The sequence below is a fragment of the Paraburkholderia sediminicola genome (assembly GCF_046027825.1).
GTDB classification, from domain to species: Bacteria; Pseudomonadota; Gammaproteobacteria; order Burkholderiales; family Burkholderiaceae; genus Paraburkholderia; species Paraburkholderia sediminicola_D.
The window spans coordinates 38,506-63,685 of sequence record NZ_JAQQDU010000048.1 but is presented as its reverse complement, the minus strand read 5'-3'; the positions used below and the strand labels follow the sequence as shown (position 1 = coordinate 63,685).

Annotated in this window: 19 protein-coding genes; 8 read left to right on the top strand and 11 right to left on the bottom strand. The window is 63.0% G+C overall.

What is annotated here, in order from left to right:
* Nucleotides 1-127 precede the first annotated feature (127 nt).
* The 5 genes from glyQ to PQQ96_RS24615 are packed head-to-tail and all read left to right on the top strand — an operon-like array spanning nt 128 to nt 5,554.
* Nucleotides 128-1,135 (top strand): glycine--tRNA ligase subunit alpha, encoded by a 1,008-nt coding sequence (gene glyQ, locus PQQ96_RS24635; RefSeq protein ID WP_074285415.1) that lies wholly within the window; start codon nt 128-130, stop codon nt 1,133-1,135.
* Between the two features lie 20 nt (nt 1,136-1,155).
* Nucleotides 1,156-3,255 carry a glycine--tRNA ligase subunit beta gene (glyS, locus tag PQQ96_RS24630; RefSeq protein WP_408297528.1) on the top strand — a complete coding sequence of 700 codons (2,100 nt, stop codon included), beginning with the start codon at nt 1,156-1,158 and terminating at the stop codon, nt 3,253-3,255.
* A gap of 10 nt (nt 3,256-3,265) precedes the next feature.
* A complete protein-coding gene (gene gmhB, locus PQQ96_RS24625) occupies nt 3,266-3,820 on the top strand; it encodes a D-glycero-beta-D-manno-heptose 1,7-bisphosphate 7-phosphatase (RefSeq protein ID WP_408297526.1) in 555 nt (184 codons plus the stop codon).
* 40 nt (nt 3,821-3,860) lie between these two features.
* Nucleotides 3,861-4,619, top strand: a complete 759-nt coding sequence (locus tag PQQ96_RS24620; protein ID WP_408297524.1) for a lysophospholipid acyltransferase family protein — start codon at nt 3,861-3,863, stop codon at nt 4,617-4,619.
* Nucleotides 4,620-4,663: 44 nt separating this feature from the next.
* On the top strand, nt 4,664-5,554 hold the full coding sequence (locus tag PQQ96_RS24615) for a M48 family metallopeptidase (RefSeq protein WP_408297532.1): 891 nt from the start codon (nt 4,664-4,666) through the stop codon (nt 5,552-5,554).
* A 111-nt stretch (nt 5,555-5,665) separates the two neighbouring features.
* On the opposite strand, the gene PQQ96_RS24610 is transcribed toward PQQ96_RS24615, so the two are convergent.
* The 6 genes from PQQ96_RS24610 to PQQ96_RS24585 form a co-directional block, all read right to left on the bottom strand.
* The gene (locus tag PQQ96_RS24610; RefSeq protein WP_408297523.1) at nt 5,666-6,064 is read right to left on the bottom strand and encodes a hypothetical protein; all 399 of its coding nucleotides are present in this window, start codon (nt 6,062-6,064) and stop codon (nt 5,666-5,668) included.
* Nucleotides 6,065-6,090: 26 nt separating this feature from the next.
* The gene (gene gloA / locus PQQ96_RS24605) at nt 6,091-6,477 is read right to left on the bottom strand and encodes a lactoylglutathione lyase (protein WP_408297521.1); all 387 of its coding nucleotides are present in this window, start codon (nt 6,475-6,477) and stop codon (nt 6,091-6,093) included.
* Between the two features lie 102 nt (nt 6,478-6,579).
* Nucleotides 6,580-8,232, bottom strand: a complete 1,653-nt coding sequence (locus tag PQQ96_RS24600; RefSeq protein WP_408297519.1) for a long-chain-fatty-acid--CoA ligase — start codon at nt 8,230-8,232, stop codon at nt 6,580-6,582.
* Between the two features lie 83 nt (nt 8,233-8,315).
* On the bottom strand, nt 8,316-10,136 hold the full coding sequence (locus tag PQQ96_RS24595; protein ID WP_408297517.1) for an alkyl sulfatase dimerization domain-containing protein: 1,821 nt from the start codon (nt 10,134-10,136) through the stop codon (nt 8,316-8,318).
* Between the two features lie 108 nt (nt 10,137-10,244).
* Nucleotides 10,245-10,934: a TetR/AcrR family transcriptional regulator gene (locus PQQ96_RS24590; protein WP_408297515.1), complete on the bottom strand. Its 690-nt coding sequence runs from the start codon at nt 10,932-10,934 to the stop codon at nt 10,245-10,247.
* 151 nt (nt 10,935-11,085) lie between these two features.
* The gene (locus PQQ96_RS24585; protein WP_408297513.1) at nt 11,086-12,054 is read right to left on the bottom strand and encodes a LysR family transcriptional regulator; all 969 of its coding nucleotides are present in this window, start codon (nt 12,052-12,054) and stop codon (nt 11,086-11,088) included.
* 102 nt (nt 12,055-12,156) lie between these two features.
* On the opposite strand from PQQ96_RS24585, the gene PQQ96_RS24580 reads away from it, so the two are divergent.
* Both PQQ96_RS24580 and PQQ96_RS24575 read left to right on the top strand, forming a co-directional pair.
* A complete protein-coding gene (locus PQQ96_RS24580; RefSeq protein ID WP_408297511.1) occupies nt 12,157-13,503 on the top strand; it encodes an MFS transporter in 1,347 nt (448 codons plus the stop codon).
* Between the two features lie 313 nt (nt 13,504-13,816).
* Nucleotides 13,817-16,771 carry an autotransporter family protein gene (locus tag PQQ96_RS24575; protein WP_408297509.1) on the top strand — a complete coding sequence of 985 codons (2,955 nt, stop codon included), beginning with the start codon at nt 13,817-13,819 and terminating at the stop codon, nt 16,769-16,771.
* Between the two features lie 4 nt (nt 16,772-16,775).
* Here the strand turns inward: PQQ96_RS24575 and PQQ96_RS24570 are convergent, their stop codons facing one another.
* A complete protein-coding gene (locus PQQ96_RS24570; RefSeq protein WP_408297508.1) occupies nt 16,776-17,885 on the bottom strand; it encodes a porin in 1,110 nt (369 codons plus the stop codon).
* A gap of 355 nt (nt 17,886-18,240) precedes the next feature.
* Between PQQ96_RS24570 and PQQ96_RS24565 the strand changes: the two genes are divergently transcribed.
* Nucleotides 18,241-19,176: a DMT family transporter gene (locus tag PQQ96_RS24565; RefSeq protein WP_408297506.1), complete on the top strand. Its 936-nt coding sequence runs from the start codon at nt 18,241-18,243 to the stop codon at nt 19,174-19,176.
* A 65-nt stretch (nt 19,177-19,241) separates the two neighbouring features.
* On the opposite strand, the gene rsmA is transcribed toward PQQ96_RS24565, so the two are convergent.
* The 4 genes from rsmA to PQQ96_RS24545 all read right to left on the bottom strand — a co-directional run bounded on the left by rsmA (nt 19,242) and on the right by PQQ96_RS24545 (nt 25,089).
* Nucleotides 19,242-20,114, bottom strand: a complete 873-nt coding sequence (gene rsmA, locus PQQ96_RS24560) for a 16S rRNA (adenine(1518)-N(6)/adenine(1519)-N(6))-dimethyltransferase RsmA (RefSeq protein WP_408297505.1) — start codon at nt 20,112-20,114, stop codon at nt 19,242-19,244.
* A gap of 160 nt (nt 20,115-20,274) precedes the next feature.
* Entirely contained in the window at nt 20,275-21,285 is a 1,011-nt protein-coding gene (gene pdxA / locus PQQ96_RS24555) for a 4-hydroxythreonine-4-phosphate dehydrogenase PdxA (RefSeq protein ID WP_408297503.1), read from the bottom strand.
* 5 nt (nt 21,286-21,290) lie between these two features.
* Nucleotides 21,291-22,655 carry a peptidylprolyl isomerase gene (locus PQQ96_RS24550; protein ID WP_408297501.1) on the bottom strand — a complete coding sequence of 455 codons (1,365 nt, stop codon included), beginning with the start codon at nt 22,653-22,655 and terminating at the stop codon, nt 21,291-21,293.
* A 67-nt stretch (nt 22,656-22,722) separates the two neighbouring features.
* A complete protein-coding gene (locus PQQ96_RS24545; protein WP_408297499.1) occupies nt 22,723-25,089 on the bottom strand; it encodes an LPS-assembly protein LptD in 2,367 nt (788 codons plus the stop codon).
* Between the last annotated feature and the right edge of the window lie 91 nt (nt 25,090-25,180).

The following is a 25,180-nucleotide window of genomic DNA, read 5'->3' as shown; positions in this document are numbered from 1 at the left end:
TCGTCCGACCCCGCAAAACGGACACCCCCCTCCCTTTCCGTTAAAATCTACGGTTTAGCACTTCGCTCCACGGCCAGCTCGCGCGCTCCGGCGTTTGCGGCGCGGCCCTATGCCCGAAAGGCACTTCATGCTCACGTTTCAGCAAATCATCCTGACACTGCAGTCCTACTGGGATAAGCAGGGTTGCGCGTTGCTCCAGCCGATCGACATGGAAGTCGGCGCGGGCACGTCCCACGTCCACACTTTCCTGCGCGCGATCGGTCCGGAACCTTGGCGGGCAGCCTATGTGCAGCCGTCGCGCCGTCCCAAAGACGGCCGCTACGGCGAGAACCCGAACCGCCTGCAGCATTACTACCAGTACCAGGTCGTGCTGAAGCCGGCGCCGGAAAACATCCTCGACCTGTACCTCGGCTCGCTGGAGGCTCTCGGCTTCGATCTGAAGCAGAACGATGTCCGTTTTGTCGAAGACGACTGGGAAAACCCGACGCTCGGCGCGTGGGGCCTTGGCTGGGAAGTGTGGCTGAACGGCATGGAAGTGACCCAGTTCACCTACTTCCAGCAAGTCGGCGGCCTGGACTGCAAGCCGGTGCTCGGCGAAATCACCTACGGTCTCGAACGTCTGGCCATGTATCTGCAGAAGGTCGAGAACGTCTACGATCTCGTCTGGACCGAGTGGGAAGAGCAAGGCCCGAATGGCCCAGAACTGCGTCGCCTGACTTACGGCGACGTGTACCACCAGAATGAAGTCGAACAGTCGACCTACAACTTCGAGCATGCGAACGTCGACCTGCTGTTCACGTTCTTCAACAGCTACGAAGCGGAAGCCAAGCGCATGATCGAAGCGCAGATCGCGCTACCCGCTTATGAGCTGGTGCTGAAGGCCGGCCACACGTTCAACCTGCTCGACGCCCGCGGGGCGATCTCCGTCACGGAACGTGCGGCCTACATCGGCCGGATTCGCGCGCTGTCGCGTCTGGTCGCACAGGCTTACTACGACTCGCGCGAGAAGCTCGGTTTCCCGATGCTCGGCAATCCGGTGCACGGCGTGCCTGGCCTCACGACCGACGAACAGGATGCCGCCATGCCCGCGTGGGCACCGCCGCTGAAAATCGAACGCAAGATCGATCCGGACTGACGAGACGAGAACACCAAGAAATGACTCAACCCCATCAAGCTACCCTGCTCGTCGAGCTGCTGACCGAAGAACTGCCGCCGAAAGCGCTCGCGCGTCTCGGCGACGCCTTCGCCGAAGGCATTGCGCAGCGCCTCGCGGCGCGCGACCTGATCGAAGGCGAACTGTCGTTCGAACGTTATGCGACGCCGCGACGCCTCGCCGTCACGATCAAGAACGTACGTTCGGTCGCGCCGGCAAGACACGTGCGCGAAAAAGTGCTGCCGGTTTCCGTTGCGCTCGATAAAGACGGCCAGCCCACCGCGCCGCTCGCCAAGAAACTGGCCGCGCTCGGCTTCCCCGATTTTTCGGTGAACGACCTGGAGCGCGCGCAGGACGGTAAGGCCGAAGCCTTCTTCCTGCGCTACGCTGCGCCGGGCGCCACGCTCGCCGAAGGCCTGCAAAGCGCGCTCGACGAAACGCTCGCCAAGCTGCCGATCCCGAAGGTCATGACGTATCAGCGCCCGGACGGCACCAATGTGCAGTTCGTGCGCCCGGTGCATCGCCTGACCGCCTTGCACGGCGAACAGGTCGTGCCGGTCACGGCGTTCGGTATCGACGCCGACGACACCACGCTCGGCCACCGCTTCCTGTCCGAAGGACTCGTGCAGATCCAGCACGCGGATTCGTACGCCGATACGCTGTTGCACAAGGGCCGCGTGGTCGCGAATTTCGCAGACCGCAAAGAAACCATCCGCACGCATCTGCTGGCGCAAGCCGACGGCGATCAGGTCGTGATGCCGGAATCGCTGCTGGATGAAGTGAATTCGCTGGTCGAATGGCCGGTGGTCTACGCCTGCCGTTTCGAGGACGAATTCCTGCAAGTGCCGCAGGAATGCCTGATCCTGACGATGCAGACGAACCAGAAATACTTCGCGTTGACGGATGCGAACGGCAAGCTGCGCTCGCGCTTCCTGATCGTGTCGAACATCGAAACGAAGACGCCGGGCGATATCGTCGAAGGCAACGAACGCGTGGTGCGTCCGCGTCTGGCTGATGCGAAGTTCTTCTTCGAGCAGGACAAGAAGAAGCCGCTCGCCGATCGCGTGCCGCTGCTCGCCAACGTCGTGTATCACAACAAGCTGGGTTCGGCGCTGCAACGCGTCGAGCGCGTCGAGGCGCTGGCGGGTGCGATCGCCTCGCTGATCGACGCTGATGTCACGCTTGCGAAGCGTGCCGCACGTCTCGCCAAGGCCGACCTGATCACCGACATGGTCGGCGAATTCCCCGAGCTGCAAGGCACGATGGGCACGTACTACGCGCGCCACGACGGCGAGCCGGAAGAAGTCGCGCTGGCCTGCTCGGAACACTATCAGCCGCGTTTCTCTGGCGATGCGTTGCCGACCACGGCAACCGGCACGGTCGTCGCGCTCGCCGACAAACTCGAAACGCTGGTTGGCATCTGGGGCATCGGTCTGCAACCGACCGGCGAAAAGGACCCGTTCGCGCTGCGCCGTCATGCGCTTGGCGTGCTGCGGATTCTGGTTGAAAAGCAACTGCCGGTCGATCTGATCGAACTGCTGCGCACCGCTTACGCGCAATTCGCCGCAGTGGCGGGCGTCGCTGATTCGACCCAGGCGATCTACGAATTCAGCATGGACCGCCTGCGCGGTCTGCTGCGCGAACGCGGCTACGCGCCGGGTGAAATCGACGCGGTGCTGGCACTGAACCCGACGCGCCTCGACGACATCGTCGCGCGCCTGGATGCAGTGCGCGAATTCGCGGCGCTGCCGGAAGCGGCCTCGCTCGCGGCAGCCAACAAGCGCATTTCGAACATCCTGAAGAAGTCGGAAAGCGCCACGAACGGTGGCGTGCAGGTCTCGCTGCTGACCGAAGCGGCGGAAAAAGCCTTGCATGCGCAGCTCGAACAGGTCGCGCCGCGCGTGCAATCGCAACTCGCCGTGCGCGACTACACCGGCGCGCTAACCGCGCTCGCCGCGTTGCGCGAACCGGTCGACACGTTCTTCAATGACGTGATGGTCAACGCCGAAGATCCGGCGTTGCGCGCCAACCGTCTGGCTTTGCTCGGCGCGCTGCATCAGCAGATGAATTGCGTCGCCGACATTTCCCGACTCGCCGCCTGAGCCCCGCACCATGCCGACCAAAAAAGTGGTGATCCTCGACCGCGACGGCGTGATCAACGTCGATTCCGACGCGTTCATCAAGTCGCCGGACGAATGGGTTGCCCTGCCCGGTTCGCTCGAAGCGATCGCGCGGCTGAACCAGGCGGGTTATCGCGTCGCGATCGCGACCAACCAGTCCGGCATCGGCCGCGGTCTCTTCGACATGAACGCGCTCAACGCGATGCATCTGAAAATGCATCGCATGGCGGCGGCGGTCGGCGGGCGCATCGACGCGGTGTTCTTCTGCCCGCACACGGCGCAAGATCACTGCGAATGCCGCAAGCCAAAGCCCGGCATGCTGAAGATGATCGCCGAGCGTTTCGAAGTCGATCCGGAGAATACGCCGGTGGTCGGCGACGCGATGCGCGATCTGCAAGCGGGCGCGTCGCTCGGTCATCCGACGCATCTGGTGCTGACCGGCAAGGGCCGCAAGACGCTCGAAGCCGGCGGACTGCCCGAAGGTACGCGCGTGCACGACGACCTGCGTGCGTTCGCTCTCGACTTCCTTTCCGACGCTCACGAGTGATGCGCGCCACGCGCGTCTCCAACCCTCACTGACCACGCCGATGCGCTTCATTCGTTCTTTGTTGCTGCTGATCTACTTCGTACTCTTCACGGTGCCGTACGCAACAGCGTGCTTCATCGCGTTTCCGTTCATGCGCGCCGACAATCGCTACTGGATGGCAGCCGGCTGGTGCCGCGCCACGCTCCACACGGTGCGCTGGCTGAACGGCATCCGCTACAAGATTGAGGGCTATGAGAACCTGCCCGACGGTCCGGCCGTGCTGCTGTCCAAGCATCAATCGGCATGGGAAACGCTGGCGTTTCCGGCGCTGATGCCACGGCCGCTGTGCTACGTGTTCAAGCGCGAACTGCTGTTCGTGCCGTTCTTCGGCTGGGCGTTGGGCATGCTGAAAATGGTTCACATCGACCGCAAGGAAGGCAAGTACGCGTTCGAATCGGTCATCAAGCAAGGCAAGCAGCGTATGGCCGAAGGCGCCTGGGTGATCATGTTTCCGGAAGGCACTCGTACGCCAACCGGCAAGCAAGGCAAGTACAAAACAGGCGGTGCGCGTTTTGCCATTGCCACGGGCGCACCCGTCGTGCCGATCGCACACAACGCCGGACGTCTGTGGCCGCGCAACTCGTTTCTCAAATATGCGGGTATAGTCACAGTGTCGATCGGCAAGCCGATCGACACGACGGGGCTCACGCCCGATGAAGTGAACACGCGCGTCGAAACGTGGATCGAAGCTGAAATGCGTCGCATCGATCCTACCGCGTACCGCGCGGCGGATAGCAGCTCCGCCGCCGCACCAATCTGACGCGCCCGCGCCCTCGAAGGCGTATTTGCGCGATGCCGAATCCGATGCAGAAGTCTCCTACGTCGCAGCCCGCTGCGGCGCTTGATAACCGGCAGCTCGATCTCCCTCTCTTCGCTGAGCCGGGGTCGACGTCGTCGTCCCCGTCACCGTCCGCACCAACGACTGCCTCGCAGGGTGGGCAGCAACCGGCCGTGCCGCTCGCACCGGACGGCAGCAAGTTGCGCAGCCTCACCCTCGGATCGCGCACGCTGCACTACGTGCTCAAGCGTTCGGCACGCCGCTCGATCGGCTTTGCGATCGACAGCACCGGTCTGATGATCACTGCACCACGCTGGGTCACGCTCGCGGATATCGAAACCGCGATCACCGAGAAGCAGCGCTGGATTTTTACGAAGCTGATCGAATGGCAAACGCGTGTCGAACAGCGTGCGTTGCCCAAGGTTGACTGGAAAGATGGTGCGGAAGTGCCGTATCTCGGCCAGCCGGTGCGCGTGAAGCTCGGCTCGCCGCAAGGCACGCTCGCGTTCAACGCGGAGGAAGCCGCGCTGCAAGTGCCGCTGCCGTTGCAGGCAGACCCGCAGCAGATCAAGGATCGTGTGCAAGGCTGGCTGCAAGGCGAAGCAAAACGCCTGTTCGGCGAGCGGCTCGCGATCTACGCAGAAAAGCTGGGCGTCGACTATCGCGCCTATGCGCTCTCTTCGGCGGCCACGCGTTGGGGCAGTTGCTCAAGCGACGGCAAAATCCGCCTGAACTGGCGCCTGATCCACTTCCCACTGTCGATCATCGATTACGTCGTCGCGCACGAACTCGCGCATCTGCGCGAGATGAATCACAGTCCGCGCTTCTGGCAGACAGTCGAATCGATTTTTCCGGAATTCCGCGAAGCGCGGCAGACGTTGAAGTCGCATCCGCCGGAATTGCTGCCGACGCTTTAAAGCCTTCGGGCCTTCTCCGGCCCTTCAAGACTTCGGTCTTTGGCCGTCGGTCGCGAGGCCTTGAAGCCGGCGCTTCAACTCGAAGCGCCGGCCTTCAGAAACGCTGAAGGCTCAATCCGTACAGAAGGTTTCCTGCAGGTGACGCCACGTCACCTTGCCGTGCGCGTCGAGATCCATCACCGCCGTCGAGCGCCGCACGTTCGCATTGCCCGCGCTGTCGCGCTGATACTCACGATATTTCACCACTGCGCCCGACGGATACTCGGACACGATCTCCATATCGCGGATGGTGATCTGCGAGCCGGGGCGCGCGCCATTCAGCTTCGCGAAAATCCCGCGCAGGCCCGCGAAGTCCAGTGCGAGGCCGGTCGGCATGACCAGCGTGAATTGCGGCGCGAAGCGCGCCATGATGCGGTCTAGCGCGCCGTGATCCGCGGAGCCGTCGAACAATGCCTGGATTTCGACGTGGATGTCGTCAAGTTCTTTGAAGTAGGGATTGCTGTTATTCATTGCTTGTCCTCGGCCCGCCGCTTACGTCACTTTTTCTTCTGAATGAACTCGATCTTGTAGCCGTCCGGATCTTCGACGAAGGCGATCACGGTGGTACCGTGTTTCATCGGACCGGCTTCGCGCACAACCTTGCCGCCCTGGGCCTTGATCTTGTCGCATGCCGCGTACGCGTCTTCGACTTCGACGGCGAGGTGCCCGAAGCCGGAGCCGAGGTCATACGACGGCGTGTCCCAGTTGTGCGTGAGTTCAAGCACGGTGCCGTCGCGTTCGTCTTCATACCCGACGAAAGCGAGCGTGAACTTACCGTCCGGATAGTCATCCCGGCGCAGCAATTTCATACCGAGCAGGTCGGTGTAGAAGGCAATTGAACGGTCCAGGTCGCCGACCCGGAGCATGGTATGAAGCAGGCGCATCGTGTACTCCCTAGTGCGTGATGTCGAGAACGACAATGTACCCGGAATCACGCCACGCTGCAGAGCGTGCCACACGCGGCGAGGCGCGTGGCACACCCGTTTTCAGCCCGCGCTCTTCACCTCGTCGCGCAATGCGCGCCGCAGAATCTTGCCGACGTTGGTCTTCGGCAACTCGCTGCGGAACTCGATGATCTTGGGGCGCTTGTAACCCGTCAGTTGCTCCTTGCAGAACGCAAAAATATCCGCATCGGTGAGCGCCGGATCTTTCTTCACCACGTAAAGCTTCACGACTTCGCCCGCCTCCGTGTCCGGCACGCCGACCGCCACCACTTCGAACACGCCCGGGTGCTTCGCCACCACGTCCTCGATTTCGTTCGGATAGACGTTGAAGCCCGACACCAGAATCATGTCCTTCTTACGGTCGACGATTTTCACGAAGCCCTCTTCCGTCATCACGCCGATGTCGCCGGATTTGAAGAAACCGTCCGGCGTCATCACCTTCGCGGTTTCGTCAGGACGGTTCCAGTAGCCGGCCATCACCTGCGGCCCGCGAATGCAGATTTCGCCGCGTTCGCCGAGCGGCACCTCCTGGCCGGCATCGTCGCGAATCGAAATATCCGTGGACGGCAGCGGCAAGCCGACCGTTCCGGTGAACGCGGTGGACATCGGCAAATTGGTGGTGGCGCACGGCGAGGTTTCCGAGAGCCCATAACCTTCGACGATCGGCACGCCGGTCGCCGCCTGCCAGCGTTGCGCGACGGCCTGCTGCACAGCCATGCCGCCGCCGTTCGATTGCACCAGCGTCGAGAAGTCGAGCGTGTTGAAATCGGGTTCGTTCAGCAGCGCGTTGAACATGGTGTTCACACCGGGGAACGAGTTGATCGCATGGCCTTGCAAGGTTTTGATCAGCCCCGGCAGATCGCGCGGATTCGGAATCAGGATGCCCATGCCGCCGCAACGCATCGTCAGCAGGCCGCAGACGGTCAGCCCGAAGATGTGATACAGCGGCAGCGCGACGACCGTGATGTACTGCTTGATGTCGGTACGCCCGCGATACGCCGGTTCGCGCCACAACTCCGATTGGAGAACGTTGGCGATGAGATTGCCGTGCAGCAAGGTGGCGCCCTTCGAGACGCCGGTAGTGCCACCGGTGTATTGCAGCACCGCCACATCGTCTTGCGTGAGCGTGACAGGCGTGAAGCCCGCGTCCGAACCACGCGCGATGGCATCGTTCAGCGCAATACGCGCAGTTGGCGGCACATTGTCCGCAACCTCAGGACTACCCGCCCCGAGCATCTCGCCGATCGAGGTCAGCACGACATGCCTGATCGACGTATTTGGCTGCACGGCCTCGAGCGTCTTCGCGAACGGTTCGAGCAGCACGATCGCTTCCGCGCCGCTGTCGTTCAGCTGATGCTCCAGTTCACGCGGCGTGTATAGCGGATTGACGTTCACCACCACGTAACCGGCACGCAGGATGGCCGCCATGACCACCGGATACTGCAACACATTCGGCAACATCACGGCAATGCGCGCCCCGCGCGCAAGCCCCAGGCATTGAAACCATGCCGCAAGGTCGCGCGACTTCTTGTCGAGTTCGCCGTAGGTCAACTCGCGGCCCATGCAGACGAACGCGCGTTCTGCCGCGTGCATCTGAAAACTCTGCTCCAGCAGGTCGCCAAGGGAGCTGAACTGCGTAGTGTCAACTTCCGCCGGCATGCCCGGCGGATAGGACTTCAACCAGATTTTTTCCATGTCTCCTCCTTGAGTTTCGTATCGCGATGCGCCAATGCACGATGTGCCACAGCGCCGGCGCCCCGATGCGAGCCGCTGTGCTTCTATCGCGTAGTCAGCGCGGGCATACGCCGCGCGGGCTGGTCGAAGCAATCGAAGAAGCTGCGCAACTGCCCGGCCGTGCCACACTCGAGCACTACTGTGCCGCTCTCGAGGCACTTCGGCAACTGCGTCGCCATGTCGCGCAGCATGCCGTACAAGGTGCTGGTTTCAAGCGCGAGTTGAACGTCGACCGCCGAAGGCATGCGCTCGTGAATCTGCAACACACCGCGCCGTAGTTCGAGCACATGCGTTTCGTTGCGATCCGTCACGCGGAATGCAAGCGTCATCTGCACGTCGGCGCAACGTTCCGGATCGACGTTCACGCTGAAGCGCTGGAACACATTGCGCAACGGTTGGGCGCGCAACACATCCGCCGAGGCGAGGCTCGAGCTGCCCCCAAACGGTAGTTCGTCGTAAGCGTGTTCGAGTTCGCGCGCCGCGCTCAGATACCAGTTGCGCCAGTTGGTGTTCACCGTGCGGTAGCCCAATTCGCGCAATGCGCTCGCTTTGAGGTTGCGCGCGTCGGCGTCGGTTTTATCGAGGCGCACCAGCAGCGTGGCCAGCTCCGCGGCCCAGCGCCAGTCCGACTCGTTCAACGCCACCAGTGCCGCGGCGTGCACCGCTTCCACGCCGCCCATCATCTTGACCATGCGTGCTGACCGTTCAGCACGCGGCAGCGGATCGAGCGACGCCGGATCGCCATCGAACCAGCCGAGTTGACCGCTATAAACCTGTCGTACCGAATGCTTGACCGTGCCGTAGTACTCGCCGAGCCACGCATGCTCCGCGAGATGCGGCGGCAGCGCGGGAATGGCCTCAGCGAGTTCGTCCGGGCTCAGGCCGAAGTTCATGTGACGAATGGTCTGGTCGTGGATGAACTGGATGGCGTCGCGATACACGCACAGCACCTCGGCGACGTACTGCGCGCCCGATACCGGCCGGCCATGCGCCGGCACCATATGGGTCGCGTTGAAGCCGCGCATCATGTCGATGGTCTGATACCAGCGCACCGGATCGCGGTAACGCGTACCGCGCAGCGTATGCACGTTCGCGAGACACTCGCCCTGGATCACTTCCGCCGACAGCAGCACGCCGAGGTCGGGCAGCCACATGACGATTTCGTCGTCGGCCTCCGAGGGCGCGTAGCGGAACTCGAAACGCACACCCGCCAGAACGATGTCGAGCTTATCGTCGAACACGCGGGTCGGCGCGAAGAAGCTCGCCGGTTCGGCGATCAGCACGGGGCCGATACCCGCGTTGACCTTGCCGGTCGCGCCCGCCGGCAGCAGCGTGCCGAAGCTGTAGGCCGAGCGCGTGGCGAGAATCGGTGCGACGAGGTTCGCATTGTTGATCACGGTGTCCATCAACGAGCGGTGCGCGATGATCTCGACGCTGCCCGCCTCGAGCGCGGCCTCGTCGACGAAGGCACGCACGCCGCCGGTATGGTCCGTGTGGTTGTGCGTGTAGACCACGGCCTTGACCGGCAGCCCGGCGTGCCGTGGATCGATCGCACAAAAATCCTCATAGATGCGTTTCGCCGCGGACACCGCCTCGGTTGCGTCGATCACCACGATGCCGTCGTCGCCGACCACGAAGATGATGTTCGCAATTGCATAGCCGACCGCGCAATACACGCGCTCGGCGACGCGATAGATACGCTGCGCCATGCGCCGCGAGTGTTCTGTGAGGCGCGGCGGCACGGTCGGCGCGGCAATCGTGAAGGCGAGATTCACGCCGGCGTCGAACGCGACATCGAGCGGTTCGCCGATATGCGGCGCGTCGAAGGCAGGATTACGGACTAGTTCGGGGCAACATGAGCTCATGCGGTGTCTCCTTGAATATTCGGCTGCGCGTAGCAGGAATCACGTTGTATCTGAATCGGTTTTCTGTTAACGGAATCGGAATTCTTATTCCGATTTTTAGATAAAAAATCAGTCGTCCGGCAACTCGAGGCAGCGTCGCAAACGAACTTGCAACCATGACCGCAGTTGCCGGCTGGAGAGCGACAAAGGACCCGGGTCATTCAGCACGTTGTTGACCAGCATGCCGAGGATCAATTGCAGCGTGGCGCGTACTTCGAATTCGAGCGACTGGGTCGCGTTGTCATCGGCCTTGATGCCGCGCGACTGTGCCAACGCATTGACGAGACGCGGCACGACCATCGCCAGAACCTCGTGATTGGTCGATTTCACGGCGTCCCAGCTCGTCTTGCGCTGCGACGCCCGCAGCAACGACGCGTGATACAGCCCGCGATTGCGCCGGAACGTCGCGACATAAAACGAAATGACCGCATCGGCAAGCGTGCCCGCGTCGTTCGAACGCCAGGCCGGATCACGCTCGACGGTTGCGCGCACGTGCTCGAGCCCCTCTTCCATCGCCGCGTCCAGGAGGACTTCGAAGAAGCTGTCCTTATTGTCGAAGCGCCGATAAAACGCGCCGATCGACGTCCCCGCACGCTCGACGATATCGTTGATCGACAGATCGTCGAGATTGCCGGTGGTTTCGATCAGCTCGCGCCCGGCTTGCAGCATGCGAACGAGACCCTGCTGGCTGCGCGTCTGGCGCGGCGCCGCGATGCTGCTGGGCTGTGCTTCGCGGCCGCGTGGTAAAGTCGTCGTCATACGGTGTTCGGCTTAAGTTCGCTGCGTTGAGAAGATGGCAATTCGCGGAAAACCGGAATCTGGATTCCGGATAGTCCGTGATTGTGATCGCTGTGTCAACCGCATCCAGGGTAATTACGGGGGCCGTTGATGCGACTCCCGAATCTGCCGTTCAGCGGCCCACTCGTGTCGTGAATGAGTCGGGTTGCAGCAAGCCCTGCGCGGCGCGGTTGGCGTCCTCCATCACCTGCTCGGCGAGTGCAAACGCGGAATCCGCGGCGGGCGAAAGTGTGCGCTCGGCCAGATGCACCAGCGCGAATTCAAGCGCGAGACGCGGCGGATTGACGAGCGGGATACGCGCCAGCCGCTGCATCTCCAGATCGCGCCGCACGGCGGACGCCGTGGCGAACAGCACGGCATCGGTCTGCGCCACGACGTCTTTCAACACCGCCACGTCGTTGCATTCGATCTGCAACGGAATCTGCTCGTGCGCACGGTACTTGAGCAGACGATGCAGCGCGTCCTTCATGAACGCGGGCAGCGTCACCGAGACCAGCGGAAACTCGCGCAACGCCGCGAGCGGCACCGTGTCACGCGCGAACAAGGGATGATCCGGCCGCGCGAACCAGCCGCCCTCGTGACGCGGCAGACGCCGCAGCGTGACATCCGGCGTCACGGGCGGCACCCGGCGGTCACCGACCAGAAAGTCGATCTGTTCGGCGTGCAGCTTGGCAAGCAACGCATCGCCTTCGCCGAGTTCGATCCGCACCTTGATCTTCGGAAAGCGCCGCGCGAACTCCACCAGCAGGTCCGGCAGCAGCACGACCGCCGCGTAGGGCCCAAGGCCGATGCGTACCTCGCCGAGTTCGTGCGCCTTCAGCAGTTCGACGTCGCGGAACAGGCAGCGCGTTTCGAACAGCACACGCCGGGCGCGCTCGACCAGCAGCCGCCCGGCCGCGGTCATCGCGACGCCGCGCGCGGCGCGGTCGAACAGTTTCATGCCGACTTCCTCTTCGAGCGCCTGAATGCTGCGGCTCAACGCCGGCTGGCTCAGATGAACCCGCTCGGCCGCGCGCGCAAAGCTGCCTTCCTCGGCGAGCGCGATAAGATGGGTAAGGCGGCGGGAATTGACCTCATGCATAGTTTGCAAGCTCCCGATAACGAGAATGCACTTGAACAATTCGTTTATACCACCTCAAATGGGCGAAAACCCAGCGCCTTGCGCCAGAAATGGAGACACGTTTTGCCCACCATCCTCAGCAGCACGAAACGCTGCACGGCGCTTGACGCCGACGCCACGCCGGCCCAGCCCACCCATGCACGCGAATCCGCGCAGGGCCGCCGCTGGGTGATTGTGGCCACGCTGTTCCTGTTCATGCTGATCAATTTCGCCGACAAGGCCGTGATCGGCCTGGTCGCGATCCCGATGATGCATGACATGCAGTTGACGCACAGCCAGTTCGGCCTCGTCGGCAGCGCGTTTTTTGTGTTGTTTTCGATTTCGGGCATCGCCGTCGGCCTGATTGCCGACCGCGTCAATATGAAATGGCTGCTCGCCGCACTCGCGCTGATCTGGGCGGTCGCGCAGTTGCCGCTCGCATGGCCGACCAGCTTTGCCGTGTTGTTACTATGCCGCGTCCTGCTGGGTGCGGGCGAAGGGCCGGCCGCGCCGCTCGCGCTGCATGTCGTCTACACCTGGTTCGACGATCACGAGCGCAATCTGCCCACCACCATCGTTCTGCAAGGGGCGACCGCCGGCGTCATCATCGCGGGCCCCCTGCTCACCTATATCTCGCAGGCATGGCACTGGCACGCGACGTTTCTCACGCTCGGCGCGGTCGGCGTCGGCTGGACGGTTTTGTGGCTGTGTCTGGGCAAGGCGGGCAATCGTCAGCACAACCCATCACCCGCGTTTGCCGCCGCAGCGGCCGGCCCGCGTGCTGCGCCGTTGCGCTTTCGGCGCATGCTGAGCGACCGCACCGTTATCGGCGTGATGCTGCAATGCTTTGTCGGCTATGCGGTGGTCGCGATCGGTTTCACCTGGGTGCCCACGTATTTCCGGCTCGGCCTCGGTTTTGACGCGACCCAGGCCGGTTGGTTGTTCGCGCTGCAAGTCGCGGCGCAGATCCCGCTCGGCATCGCGCTCGCGATGGTTTCGCATCGCATGCTCAAGCGGGGCGTGCCGTCGAAGGTGGCGCGCGGCAAACTGATCAGCGCGGCATGCGTGGTCAGCGGGTTGGCGTACTGCTCACTGCTGCTCGGCGCGCCGCCGTTCGTCAAGATCGCCTTGATGGGGCTCGCTAGCGCGTTGGCGATTCAGACGTTCACCTTCGGCCCGATGCTGGTCGCCGAAGTCGCGCCGGTGGTGCGGCGCGGAGCGCTACTCGCGATCACCAACTCGATCGTCACCACCGCCGGATTGATCGGACCCGTCGCGATGGGCAAGCTGATCGGCGCGGCGGGCGACGCGCGTGGCTATGAAATCGGCTTCGGAATAACCGGCATGTTGCTGCTGATCGTGGGTGCTGCGGGCTTCGCATTGATCGATCCGCAGCGCTCGAAGCTGCGTATGGAAGGCACGTCCAGGTGAGACTCACGGCCGCGTTTTCGCCTGGCTGATGACTGGTTTTGTTTGACCTTTTCGAGTGCCCTTCCCGCGCGGCTCTTTGCCCGACTTTCGCCTGACTTTCGCGTGGCCTTTACGCCCGCTCTCGGGCGACTTCCTTCATGTGCGGTCATTCGGCTCGTCGCTCCTGCGCCGCGTCATGCGAGCCGTTGACTAATTTCATCCGACGATACATTCTTTTGCACACCGTCCAGCAGCGGCACGCTAAGAGACGGCGCAACACATAGAGCGAACCCAGCAGGAACTGACCAGGCCTGTTCTACTGGAGGACCACCGTATGCGTCGTGCATGCTCGCGGCATGTGCCTGTTCGTTTGCGTCTGCTCGAAACCCTTTCGTCCGCACTTGGAATAGTGCTCCTTCTGCCATGCAAGCCTGCGTTCGCCGGCTGTGACAACACCGCGCCGGTCAGCGGCCAGACCGTCACCTGCAGCAGCAGCGCCCCCAATCCGACCACTACGCCGGTCGTCGCCGCGGCCGGCAGCACCAACGTCACGGTGAACGCGCAAGCGGGCGCCGAACTGGACGTGAGCGGCAACAACGGCATCTTCGTGTACGACCGCAGCACGGTCACCAACCTGGGGACGATCCGTACCACGGGCGACACCTCCGAGGGCATCTCGGCGCAAGGAACGGGCGCCGGCCAGAACGTCCTGACCAACCGCGGGTTGATCGTGACGACCGGCACCGGGTCGGAAGGCATGTTCAATAGCGCGGCCGCGGTCACGATGCTCAACGGCACGACGGGCATCATCCAGACGAGCGGCAGCAATTCCGTCGCGATGCACGACTTCGCCAGCCTCGGCGGCGGTACGCTCACCAACAACGGCCAGCTTTCGACTACAGGGGACAGCTCCTCTGGCATGGCCGCACAGACGAATAACGACACGCTCGTCAACAACGGCACGATCACGACAACGGGTGCCAACGCGGCTGGCATCTTCACCAATGGCAACGCGGTCAGCGGACCTGGCAACAACGTGATCACGAACGCGGGTACGATCAGCGTCTCCGGCGCAAACGCGCACGGCATTGTCTCGTTCGATCCGTCACCGGGCGTCATCACCAACACCGGAACGATCACCGCAAGCGGTTCGGGTGGCCTCGGCGCCTATCTTATGGGTAGCGTCACGCTCAACAACGAAGCCGGCGCGAGCATCGTCAGCAAGCTGAGCAACGGCATCGATGCGAATGGCGGCGGCACATTCAACAACGCCGGCATCATCTCTGCGAACAACGTCACGTTCTCGATTTCCAACGCCAATACCACCATCAACAATACCGGCACGCTCGAATCCGCCATCACGGAGGTCATTGCCTCATTCGGTCCTATCGACATCACCATCAATAACACCGGCACCATCACGGGCGGCAATGGCCGCGCGATCTATACCGATACCGGCAACGACACGCTCAACTGGAGTGCCGGCACGATCACCGGTTTTATCCGGCTCGGCACGGGTCACGATACGGCCACGCTGACCGGCCTGACCGACACCAATCTCGCCGGTGTGCCGCTGCTTGCAGGCGGCAACGTCTCGAGTGTTCTCAACTTCAACAACACTCAGGTGAGCGGTCTCAGCCGCTTCACAAACTGGTCGCTCGTCAACGCGACGAACGGCAGCCAGCTCACGCTCGACAATAACGGTCTGACGCTGGGCAATAGCGGCACGCTGACGGGCACGCTGAATGTCGATTCGAGCAGCACGGTGTTTGCGGGCGGCTTTGGCGGCACAGCGACGATCGCGCCGGCGCTCACCGGTCAGAGCGTGAACGTCAACAATGCGGGCACCATCGATCTGACCAACGGCGCGACGGCGACGCGTAATACGCTGGTGATCAACGGCAACTACACCGGGCTCAACGGGCGCTTGCTGCTGCAGACGGTGCTCGGCGCAGACGGCTCGCCGAGCGACAAGCTGGTGATCGCGCAAGGCGTCGGCTCGGGCAATACGTCGCTCGGTGTCACCAATGTCGGCGGCTCCGGCGGCGCCACGCTCACGGACGGCATCCTCGTGGTCCAGGCGAGCAACGGCGCGACGACTACGGCGAGCGCATTCACGCTGCCAAAACCGCTGTCCGCGGGCGCCTATACGTACTACCTGTTCAAGGGCGGCGTGAGCGCGGGGACGGCGGACAACTGGTATTTGCGCTCGAGTCTGCCTGCGGCACCCAGTCCAACTCCAACTCCAACGCCAGGCGCCGCAGCCGCGCCGATCGCAGCGCCCGGCACGCCGCCCCTGCCTGCGGCACCACCGGCAGGCGCCGCCGCGACGCCGCTCTACCGGATGGAGGTGCCCGTCTATGCCGAGGTCCCGGTTCTGACGCGCGAACTCGGTATCGCACAGATCGGCACCTTCCATGACCGCCAGGGCGAGCAGGCGTTGCTGGACGAAAGCGGCCCGCTAGCCGCCGCCTGGTCGCGTGTCTGGGGTGAGCACACCTCGCAGAGCAACGGCGGCGCCGCCAACCCCGAATTCAGCGGCACGATGGCCGGCGTGCAAGTGGGTCAGGATATCTACGCGGATCGCAGCGCAAGCGGCCAGCGCAATCACTACGGTTTCTTCATCGGCTTTGCCCGCGCCCAAGGCGACGTGAATGGTTTCGCGCTCGGTTTCCCCGACCTGTCGGCCGGGCGGCTGTCGATCAATGCCTACAGCGCAGGCCTTTACTGGACGCACGTCGGTCCGGGTGGCTGGTACACCGATGCAGTCGCGATGGGCAGCTCGCTGACGCTCGATCCGTCGTCGAATCAGGGCATCGGTGCGAGCACGCATGGACATGCGGTGACGACCTCGCTGGAAGCCGGCCTGCCGATTCCGCTGCGTGCCAATCTCAGTCTCGAACCGCAAGCACAACTGATCTGGCAGCACGCATCGATCGACGATCTCAACGACGGTATTTCGAACGTATCGTTTCATGCGGCGAACGGCCCGGTGGGCCGGCTCGGTCTACGCCTGCAAGGCAGTTTTGAAGGCGCGGGCGCGCAGTGGCAACCGTATCTGCGCGCCAATTTGTGGCGCTATTTCAATGGTACCGATAGCGCGACCTTCGCCGGCACGACCGTAATGCCCACCGATGTCGCCGCCACGGCCGCCCAGTTCGGCATCGGCATGGTCGCGCATCTGAGCGCGCGCGGCAGCGTGTTCGCCACCGCGAGTTACACCACGAATGTGAACGGCGAGCACCGCAGCACGGTGGAGGGCAATCTGGGCGCGCGCTGGAGTTGGTAAGTGCTCAGAACTGATGCCGCACGCCGGCCATCAGGCCGATCTGGCTGCCCTTCTGTGCGAGTCCGACACCGTTGACGCCCTGCAATTGCGCGCCAATCAGGTCGCCCCGGTATAGCGAGTAATCGCCTTCCAGATAGACGTCCGTGCGCCTCGACAGGTTGTAGTCGGCGACCAGTTGATACTGCCATGCCGATCCGTCCTGTGCGGCGGTCTTGCCGTCCTGCAGCGTGCGCCAGACATTTGCGGCGAAGTGCCACGCGGTGCCGGCCTGCTGCGTGATGCCACCCATGATCATGCGGCGCCGCGAAAAATCCGTGTACTTGAGCGCGGCCAATGCGGGCGCGGTGAACGGCCCGTTGGCGAAATTCGAAAAGCCGGCGTCATTCTGATCGACGATGTAACCGACGGATAACCGGGTCATATTCCACGTGTACGACCCGCCGAAGGTCCACGCCTTCGCGGCTGCGCCGTTGACCGAATCTTTCGACTCCTGATACGCGCCGCCAAAGGTGAACGGACCACCCGGCGCGTAAGCGAGCGCCACGCCGACCTGGCTGCCGTATGAATTGCCCGCGTTGCCGCCGAATGCGTAGCCGGCGGCAAGATGGAAACCGTTATATTTCGCCTGGTACTGCACCTGATTGCTGGTCCAGATACCGCCCGTCATCGTCACTTCCGGCTGAAAGCTGAAATCGTACGGAATCCAGAGATTGCTGCCGTAGCCGCCGATCGTCACGCCCTCGATCATCGCGTTGTACTGACGGCCGAAGATCACCTGGCCGTAGGCATCCGAGCGCACGCCCACTTGTGCTTCATTGAAGAACGGCAAGGTGGGATCGCTTTGGCCGCCGTTCATGTAGAAACGATTTTCGAGCTTGAAGAACGTCGACCAGCCACCGCCCAGATCCTCGACGCCCCGTATCCCCCAGCGGCTCTCCGTCATGCCACCGTTGCCGAGCCTGATCGACGAATCGCCGGCCTGGTTTGCATGGGTCAGATACTGCACGCTTTCGTCGATCACACCGTAGAGCGTCACGCTCGATTGGGCATATACCATATGGCACGCCAACGCCGTGGGCACGACTGCCATGGCCCACTTGCATGCGTTCTTCATACCGTCTCCTCGTACAGGTTTCCGCTTTTCGCGGATATCTCGACACCGCCACGCCTGATGCAAAGTGCCGGCACGCTGCTCCATTGAGACCGCGCAAATCGACAGGTGCGGCACAGGGTTCGCATCGGAACCGTGCATGACGGCCCGTGCAGGCTGTTTGAATGAGCTGACGAAATGCGTATGGGTGAACCTTAGCGCGAAACCTGGGCAGCAAGGAAATAGACTGATGTAAGTGTTGTTATGTCATCGACGGGCTTGCAGCTTGTAAGAAGCACGCGTAGGCGGTGGGGTCATCGCATGGCGGCGCGGACGGGTTTGATATCGTATGACCTATGTTCGCAAATACACAGAACCCATGAGCACTACTGCCCTGCCCGCGCGCCGCCCCCCGGATAGCTTCGCCATCTTCCTGATGATCGGCTTGTGCGCGATCTGGGGACTCCAGCAAGTCGCGATCAAGAGCACCAACGCGTCGGTGCCGCCGATATTCCAGGCGGGCCTGCGCTCGGCGATCGCGGCCGTCCTGGTATGGGGCTGGGCTCGCTCACGCGGCACGCCGCTCTTTCGCGACGACGGCACGTTGGGCGCGGGCTTGCTCGCGGGCGTGCTGTTCGCGGGCGAATTCGTGTGCATTTTTCTCGGCCTGACGCTGACCAGCGCCTCGCGCATGGCCGTCTTTCTGTACACCGCACCGTGCTTCACGGCGCTCGGACTGCACTGGTTTGTCGACGGCGACCGGATGCGGCGCATTCAGTGGTTCGGCATCTTGGTAGCGTTTGCCGGTATGGCGCTGGCGTTCGCGGACGGCTTCCTGCACGGCCATGCGACGCGGGGCTCGACCCTCAAGGGCGTCGCCGGCGACGCGCTCGGCGTACTGGCCGGCGTAGCATGGGCCGCGACTACCGTGGTGGTGCGTGCCACCCGCCTCGCCCAATCGAGCGCCAGCAAAACCCTGTTCTATCAATTGACGGTGTCGGCGGTGGTGTTGCTCGCGCTCGCGGTGGGGCTGGGCCAGGCACGCGTGGAAACCGTCACGCCACTGGCTGTGATGAGCCTCGCGTATCAGGCGGTGATCGTGGCGTTCGTCAGCTACCTGGTCTGGTTCTGGCTGTTGACGCGTTACATCGCGTCGCGCCTTTCGGTGTTCTCGTTCCTGACACCGTTGTTCGGCGTGACCTTCGGCGTGCTGTTGCTCGGCGAATCGTTCAACCTGCGCTTCCTGATGGCCGCGGTGCTGGTGTTGGCCGGCATTGCGCTGGTCAATACGCCGGCGAAGCGGGTTGCTGCTTAAGACGTGGGGTGTTTCACGCGCGCTGCAGGACGCAGCGCGCTTCCTTCAGGACCGTGCAACGCCACTCAGGCGTCGTCAGTCGCAGTATCCGCGGCTGCGGCGCCACGCGACGGCGAAGCCGCCACGATCTGCGCCACACGCACATATTCGGCCACCGGCACATCTTCGGCGCGGCGCTGCAGATCGAAGCCTAGTGCGTCGAAATCCACCGTGTCACGAAACGCTGCCAAGGTGTTGCGCAACATCTTGCGCCGTTGCGAGAACGCCGCCGTCACCACTTCGCCGAGCACGCGCTCGTCCACCGCCGGCAGTTCATGCAGTTCGTACGGGATCATCCGCACGATCGCCGAATCGACCTTCGGCGGCGGGTTGAATGCTTCGGGCGGCACGTCGAGTTGCTTGTCGATCACGTAGCGGTATTGCAGCATCACCGAAAGGCGGCTGAACGCCTTGGTGCCCGGCTCCGCCACCATGCGGTCGACCACTTCGTTTTGCAGCATGAAATGCTGATCGATCACGCGATCCGCGAACGCGGTCAGATGAAACAGTAACGGGCTCGAAATGTTGTACGGCAGATTGCCGACAATGCGCAGCGACGCCTTCTCACCAGGCGCGGCCAGTGTGCCGAAGTCGAACGCGAGTGCATCGCCCGCATGCAACTCGAGCAGGTCGCCGAATTTTGTCTTGAGGCGGCCGATCAGATCGCGATCCAGTTCGACGGCGTGCAACGGCGCTTCGGGCGTCGCCAGACGTTCGATCAGCGGTCCAGTGAGTGCGCCGAGCCCGGGCCCAATCTCGACCATGCGCTCGCCGCGCTGCGGCCGGATCACGTCGACGATCGAATCGATCACGCCCGTATCGACCAGAAAATTCTGCCCGAAACGCTTGCGCGCGATATGGCCTTGGTGCCGGGCCGGTTGCTGTCTGCTGGTGGACATCGAAGAAACGCTTTAAGAAAACTGCTTAAGAATAGGAACAAACCGGGAACAACCCGCGAACAAACCAGGAACACGCGCAACGAAGGCGCAAACGGCAGCGGCAAGTGGCAGGGGCAAACGGCAAAAAGCGCGTACCGCCCCGCTCTGCGCGACTGCTGGATCAGCCCGCCCGGCGGTGTTGCGCCATCGAAACCGCTGTATCGATCGCGGCGATCAGACTGCCCGCGTCGGCACGGCCGGTGCCGGCCAGATCGAGCGCGGTGCCGTGATCAACCGAGGTGCGGATGATCGGCAAGCCGAGCGTGATGTTGATGCCTTCGCCGAACGTCGCGTACTTCAACACCGGCAGACCCTGATCGTGGAACATCGCCAGCACGCAGTCGGCCTGTTCCAGATAACGCGGCTGGAACAAGGTGTCCGCCGGATAGGGGCCCGGTGCGTCGATGCCTTGCTCGTTCGCGAGCTTCAGTGCCGGAGAAATCACCTCGATTTCTTCGCGGCCCAGATAACCGTTTTCGCCCGCATGCGGGTTCAAACCCGTCACGAGGATACGCGGCGCGGGCAAACCAAAGTGATGGCGCAGATCGTGATCGACAATGCGCAGCGTCTCGACGATACCTTCGATCGTCAGCGCGGCGGAGACGTCTTTGAGCGGCAGATGCGTGGTAGCGAGCGCAACGCGCAACGGACGCTTGCCGGTACCGGCAAGCATCATCACCACGCGCGGCGTGTGCGTGCGCTCAGCCAGATATTCCGTGTGGCCGGTGAACGGCACACCGGCATCGTTGATGGTGCTTTTTTGCAGCGGCGCGGTAACGATCGCGTCGAACGTGCCGGCCACGGCGCCGTCGATCGCGCTGTCGAGCAGATCGAGTACATAGCGGCCGTTGGCGGCGTCCAGCTTGCCGGCCAGCGAGGGCGCACCGAGCGGCCGATGCTGCACCCGCACGCGCTTGCCGCCTGCCACCAGCGCAGCCCAATCGACGCCCATCGCCCGCGCCCGTTCAGCCAGCAAATCTGCATCGCCCAGCACGGTGAACTGTGCACCAGGCCAATGCGCCGCCGCGCCCGCCAGCGCCTGCGCGGTCAACTCGGGGCCGACGCCGGCAGGCTCGCCGGTCGTGATCGCGATCTGCAACGGAAGGCTGGTGGACTGCGCGGCGGTGGTCATGATGATTATTGCAGGCTTGCCTGGACAGGTTTCACTTCAACGTAGGCCGTATCGCGCAATTCACGCAGCCAGTCTGCGTAGGCCTGTTCCGCCTTGCGCTGACCGATTGCCTGACGCGCCAGATCCATCTGCTGCGAAACCGAACCTTCCGCTTCACGGCGGCCCAGCACCTGAATCAGGTGGTAGCCGTATTCGCTGCGCACCGGGTCGCTGATCTGACCGTCCTGCAGGCTGTTCATGGCGCGCTCGAATTCCGGCACCGTCTCACCCGGGCTGATCCAGCCAAGGTCGCCGCCTTGCGACGCCGAACCGTCTTGCGAGTAGGTGTGGGCAAACTTCGAGAAGTCACCGCCTGCGGCGATCTCATTCTTGATTTCGAGCAGCTTCTGACGCGCTTGCGGCTCGGACATGCCGTCGCCGACGCGCAGCAGAATGTGGCGAACGTGCGTTTGCACGAGCTTCGGTGCATCGGAGCTGGTGCCCTGACCGGCGCGGCGATCGACGAGGCGCACGACTTCGAAGCCGTCGTTGGTGCGGATCAGATCAGGATTGACCTCACCCGGGCGCAGCGCCGAGGCGGCCTTGACGAACTCAGGCGGCAGCTTGGACTGCGGCACGAAGCCCGTATCGCCGCCTTTCGACGCATCCGGCGCTTGCGAATTCGACTTCGCCAGCTTTTCGAAGTTGGCGCCGCCTCTGGCTTCGGTCAGCAGGGCCTGAGCCTTTTTCTGCGCGGCTTCGATGTCGGTTTCAGACGCGTTCAACGGCGCCTTCACGAGGATGTGCTGAAGGTGCAGATCGCTCGTCAGGCCTGCGTTCGGGCCGCGCTGGCTGGCAATGTAGTTCGCGACCTCGGCATCCGACACCGTGACCTTGCTGTCCACTTCTTTCTCACGCAGACGCGAAAGCGTGAGCTCGGTGCGCGCGTCGTTCGTGAAGGTGGTCCAGGGCACGCCTTGCGCCTCGATACGCGAGCGATACATGTCGAGCGACATGTTGTTCGCCTGCGCGAGCCGCTCGAGCGTTTTTTGCACAGTGGCGTCGTCGATGTTGATGCCGTCTTCTTTCGCCTTCTGCAGCTGGATGCGTTCCAGCACCATCTGGTTCAGCACCTGCTGGCGCAGCTGGTCCATCGGCGGGACCGGCGCGTTCTGCTGGTTCAGCCGGTGGGTGATCAGGCCAATGCGCTCGTCGAGCTCGCGCCGCGTGATGACACCGTTGTTGACCACGGCGGCAATGGTATCGACCGTCTGGCCGTTATTGCCGGACGACAGCGCCTGCGCCTGAACCGGCGCAACCGACAGGAAAGACGCCACGGCGGCAAGACCGGCCGCAAGTGTTGCCAAGCGAAGCTTTTTCATGATTGCCACAGATACTCCAATGATGTCGGGCGCGCCTGGCCCGTCTTTTCGCATTCTATAAATGATCGGGCTAGCGTCATTCGTAATTGGTGAAACGCGCTTCCGGCGGCGGCGGCGGCGGCAACGGCGTGTAGCCCGCCACGCTTGAGCGGAACGCGGAAATCAGCCCGTTGTCGACGCTCGACAAACCCTTGAACGTCAACTGCGCGAGAAACCGAGTGCTCGACTGCTGCTGCGACGATGTGTTCACCCCGTTCGCATAGCGTTGAATCCCGGCGCCCAGCGTCCAGCAGTCGGCGTCGTATTGCAGGCCGATCAGACCGTCGACGATCCGATGCCCGCCGAGATCGTAATTGAAGCGCCCGACCCCATATACCCGGTGCGTCAGCGGCCATTGCCCCGAGATCAGGACCTGATTGATCGGCTGGTAGTCCAGCGTGGTGTTCGCACGGGTGTAGCGATACGCGACGTTGATCACCTTGCCGCTGGCCGGACTGAACCCGAAGCCGATGCTCGTCTTCGTCAACTCGTTGCTGTCGGCATTATATTGGAACGCCGTTTCCGAAGCGAAACCGGCGCCAAGCTTGAGCGACGCACCCGCGATCAGGTCCGAATGCGTGGCCTGCGAGCTGGTCTCGGTAGGTTGCAGCGTGACGCGCTGATCCTGGAAATAGTACTGCTGCGCAATCACGAAACGCGCACGTTCGTCGCCGGTCGCCGGGTCGATGAAGCGCGTGGTGAGCGCCGCGGTCAGGCGGTTCGCATCCGCAATCCGGTCGTTACCGACGAAGGTGTTCGGCGTGAAGATTTCTGCCAGCCCGAAATCGGAGTCGGCCGTATCGAACAGCGGCGCCTGCGACTGATTGCGGTACGGCGTGTAGACGTAGTAAAGCCGTGGCTCGAGCGTCTGGATGTAATCCTGACCGAAAATCCGCACCGAGCGATCGAACACCAGGCCGGTATCGAAACTCAGTGTCGGAATCGACTCAGTGAAATTCTTCGGCGAGCCGGCCGGCAGGTCGCTGCCGATATTGCCCAGGTTGTACGACGCAAAGTGCCACTGCACCTTCGGCGTGACGAAGTAACCTGGCCCCACCACCGAATACGACAGGTACGGATTGAACATCACCCGCTGACCCTGGGTGGTATCCGCGGTGGTGATGCGGAAATTCGAGTAGTCGGCTTCCGCGCCGTAATCGAAGCCGCCGATGTTGTACTTCGCGTACTTCACGTTCAACTGCGGCTCGCGGCCGTACGGCGCCACCGAAGGTGTCAGCGTCTGCCAGTGCTGCTCGCGGGCGAGCACCGACCACGGGCCGTTATTATAGGTCAACCCGGCTTCCTGTTGATACAGGAGCTGGGTGCCGTTCATGAACTGACTGACCGACGACGACAGGTCTTCCGGATACGTGTTGTCCGAGACCTTGTTGTAGTAGATATATCCGCCGAACCCGTCGCCGAAGTTCTGGTTGTGCTGGATATACAGCGCGTAGCGGTTGGTATGGGTCAGGTGGTCATCCGGCAGGAACTCGCCGGTGATCGAGCCAGAATACGTAGGCGACAGATAACGGAAGGTCGACTGCAACTGCACACCGCGCTTCGAGATCAGACGCGGCGTGACCGTCAGGTCGCGATTCGGCGCGATGTTGAAGTAGTACGGTACCGACAGTTCGAAGCCGTTCGACGAACTCAGCGAAAACGTAGGCGGCAGGACGCCGCTGCGCCGGTCGCCCGACAGCGGGAACGACAGCCACGGCGAAGCGAATACCGGCACGCCCTGGAAAAACAGCACGCTGTTGTACGCGACGCCTTCGTCCGCGCCGGTGTCGAAATCGAACTCGGTGCCCTTGAGGTACCAGGCTGGGTTGTCCGTACACGAGCAAGCCGTGTACGTGCCCTTGGTGAACACCGAGCGCTCGCTGTCGAGCAGGTCGACGCGCTCCGCGCTGCCCGAGCCACCCGTCACGTTGAAGTGGTACTTCGGCGCCGACATGTAGCCTTCGCTCGAGTCCACCCGCATATGCGCTTCCGGGCCGGCGAACGTCGCGCCGTTGTTGTTCAGGTGAACCTGGCCGTATGCGTCGGCCATGTCCGTGTCCTGATCGTAGTGCAGCGCGTCGGCCTTGATCACGAAGGTATTGCGCCGCACCTCGGCTGAGCCTTTGGCGGCCAGGTCCTGGTCGGTGGTACCGCTGGTCGAGTCGCCGAGTACGAAGGTGGCTGGCTTCTGGCCGGCCGGCAGCGGATGTTCTTCAAGCTGCGGGGCGAGCTGCATGCCCCAGGGCGCGTCGATAGGTTGCGGCTGCGCGGCTTCCCCCACCAACTGGGCGTGCGCAAGCGCGGGCATCAGGCCCGGAACGGCGATCAACGCCGCGACGAGCCGCCTTTTGCGCGGCACAACAGCACAAGAGGGAGTCGTTTGGGAAAGCTGTCTAGGCGGCATGTATCGTTTGGCGAATCGGCCCGTCCGTCAGCTTTTGTAGTCACGATCCACCGCCTGCACATCCCGACCGTGACAGTCGGCTGCACATCAA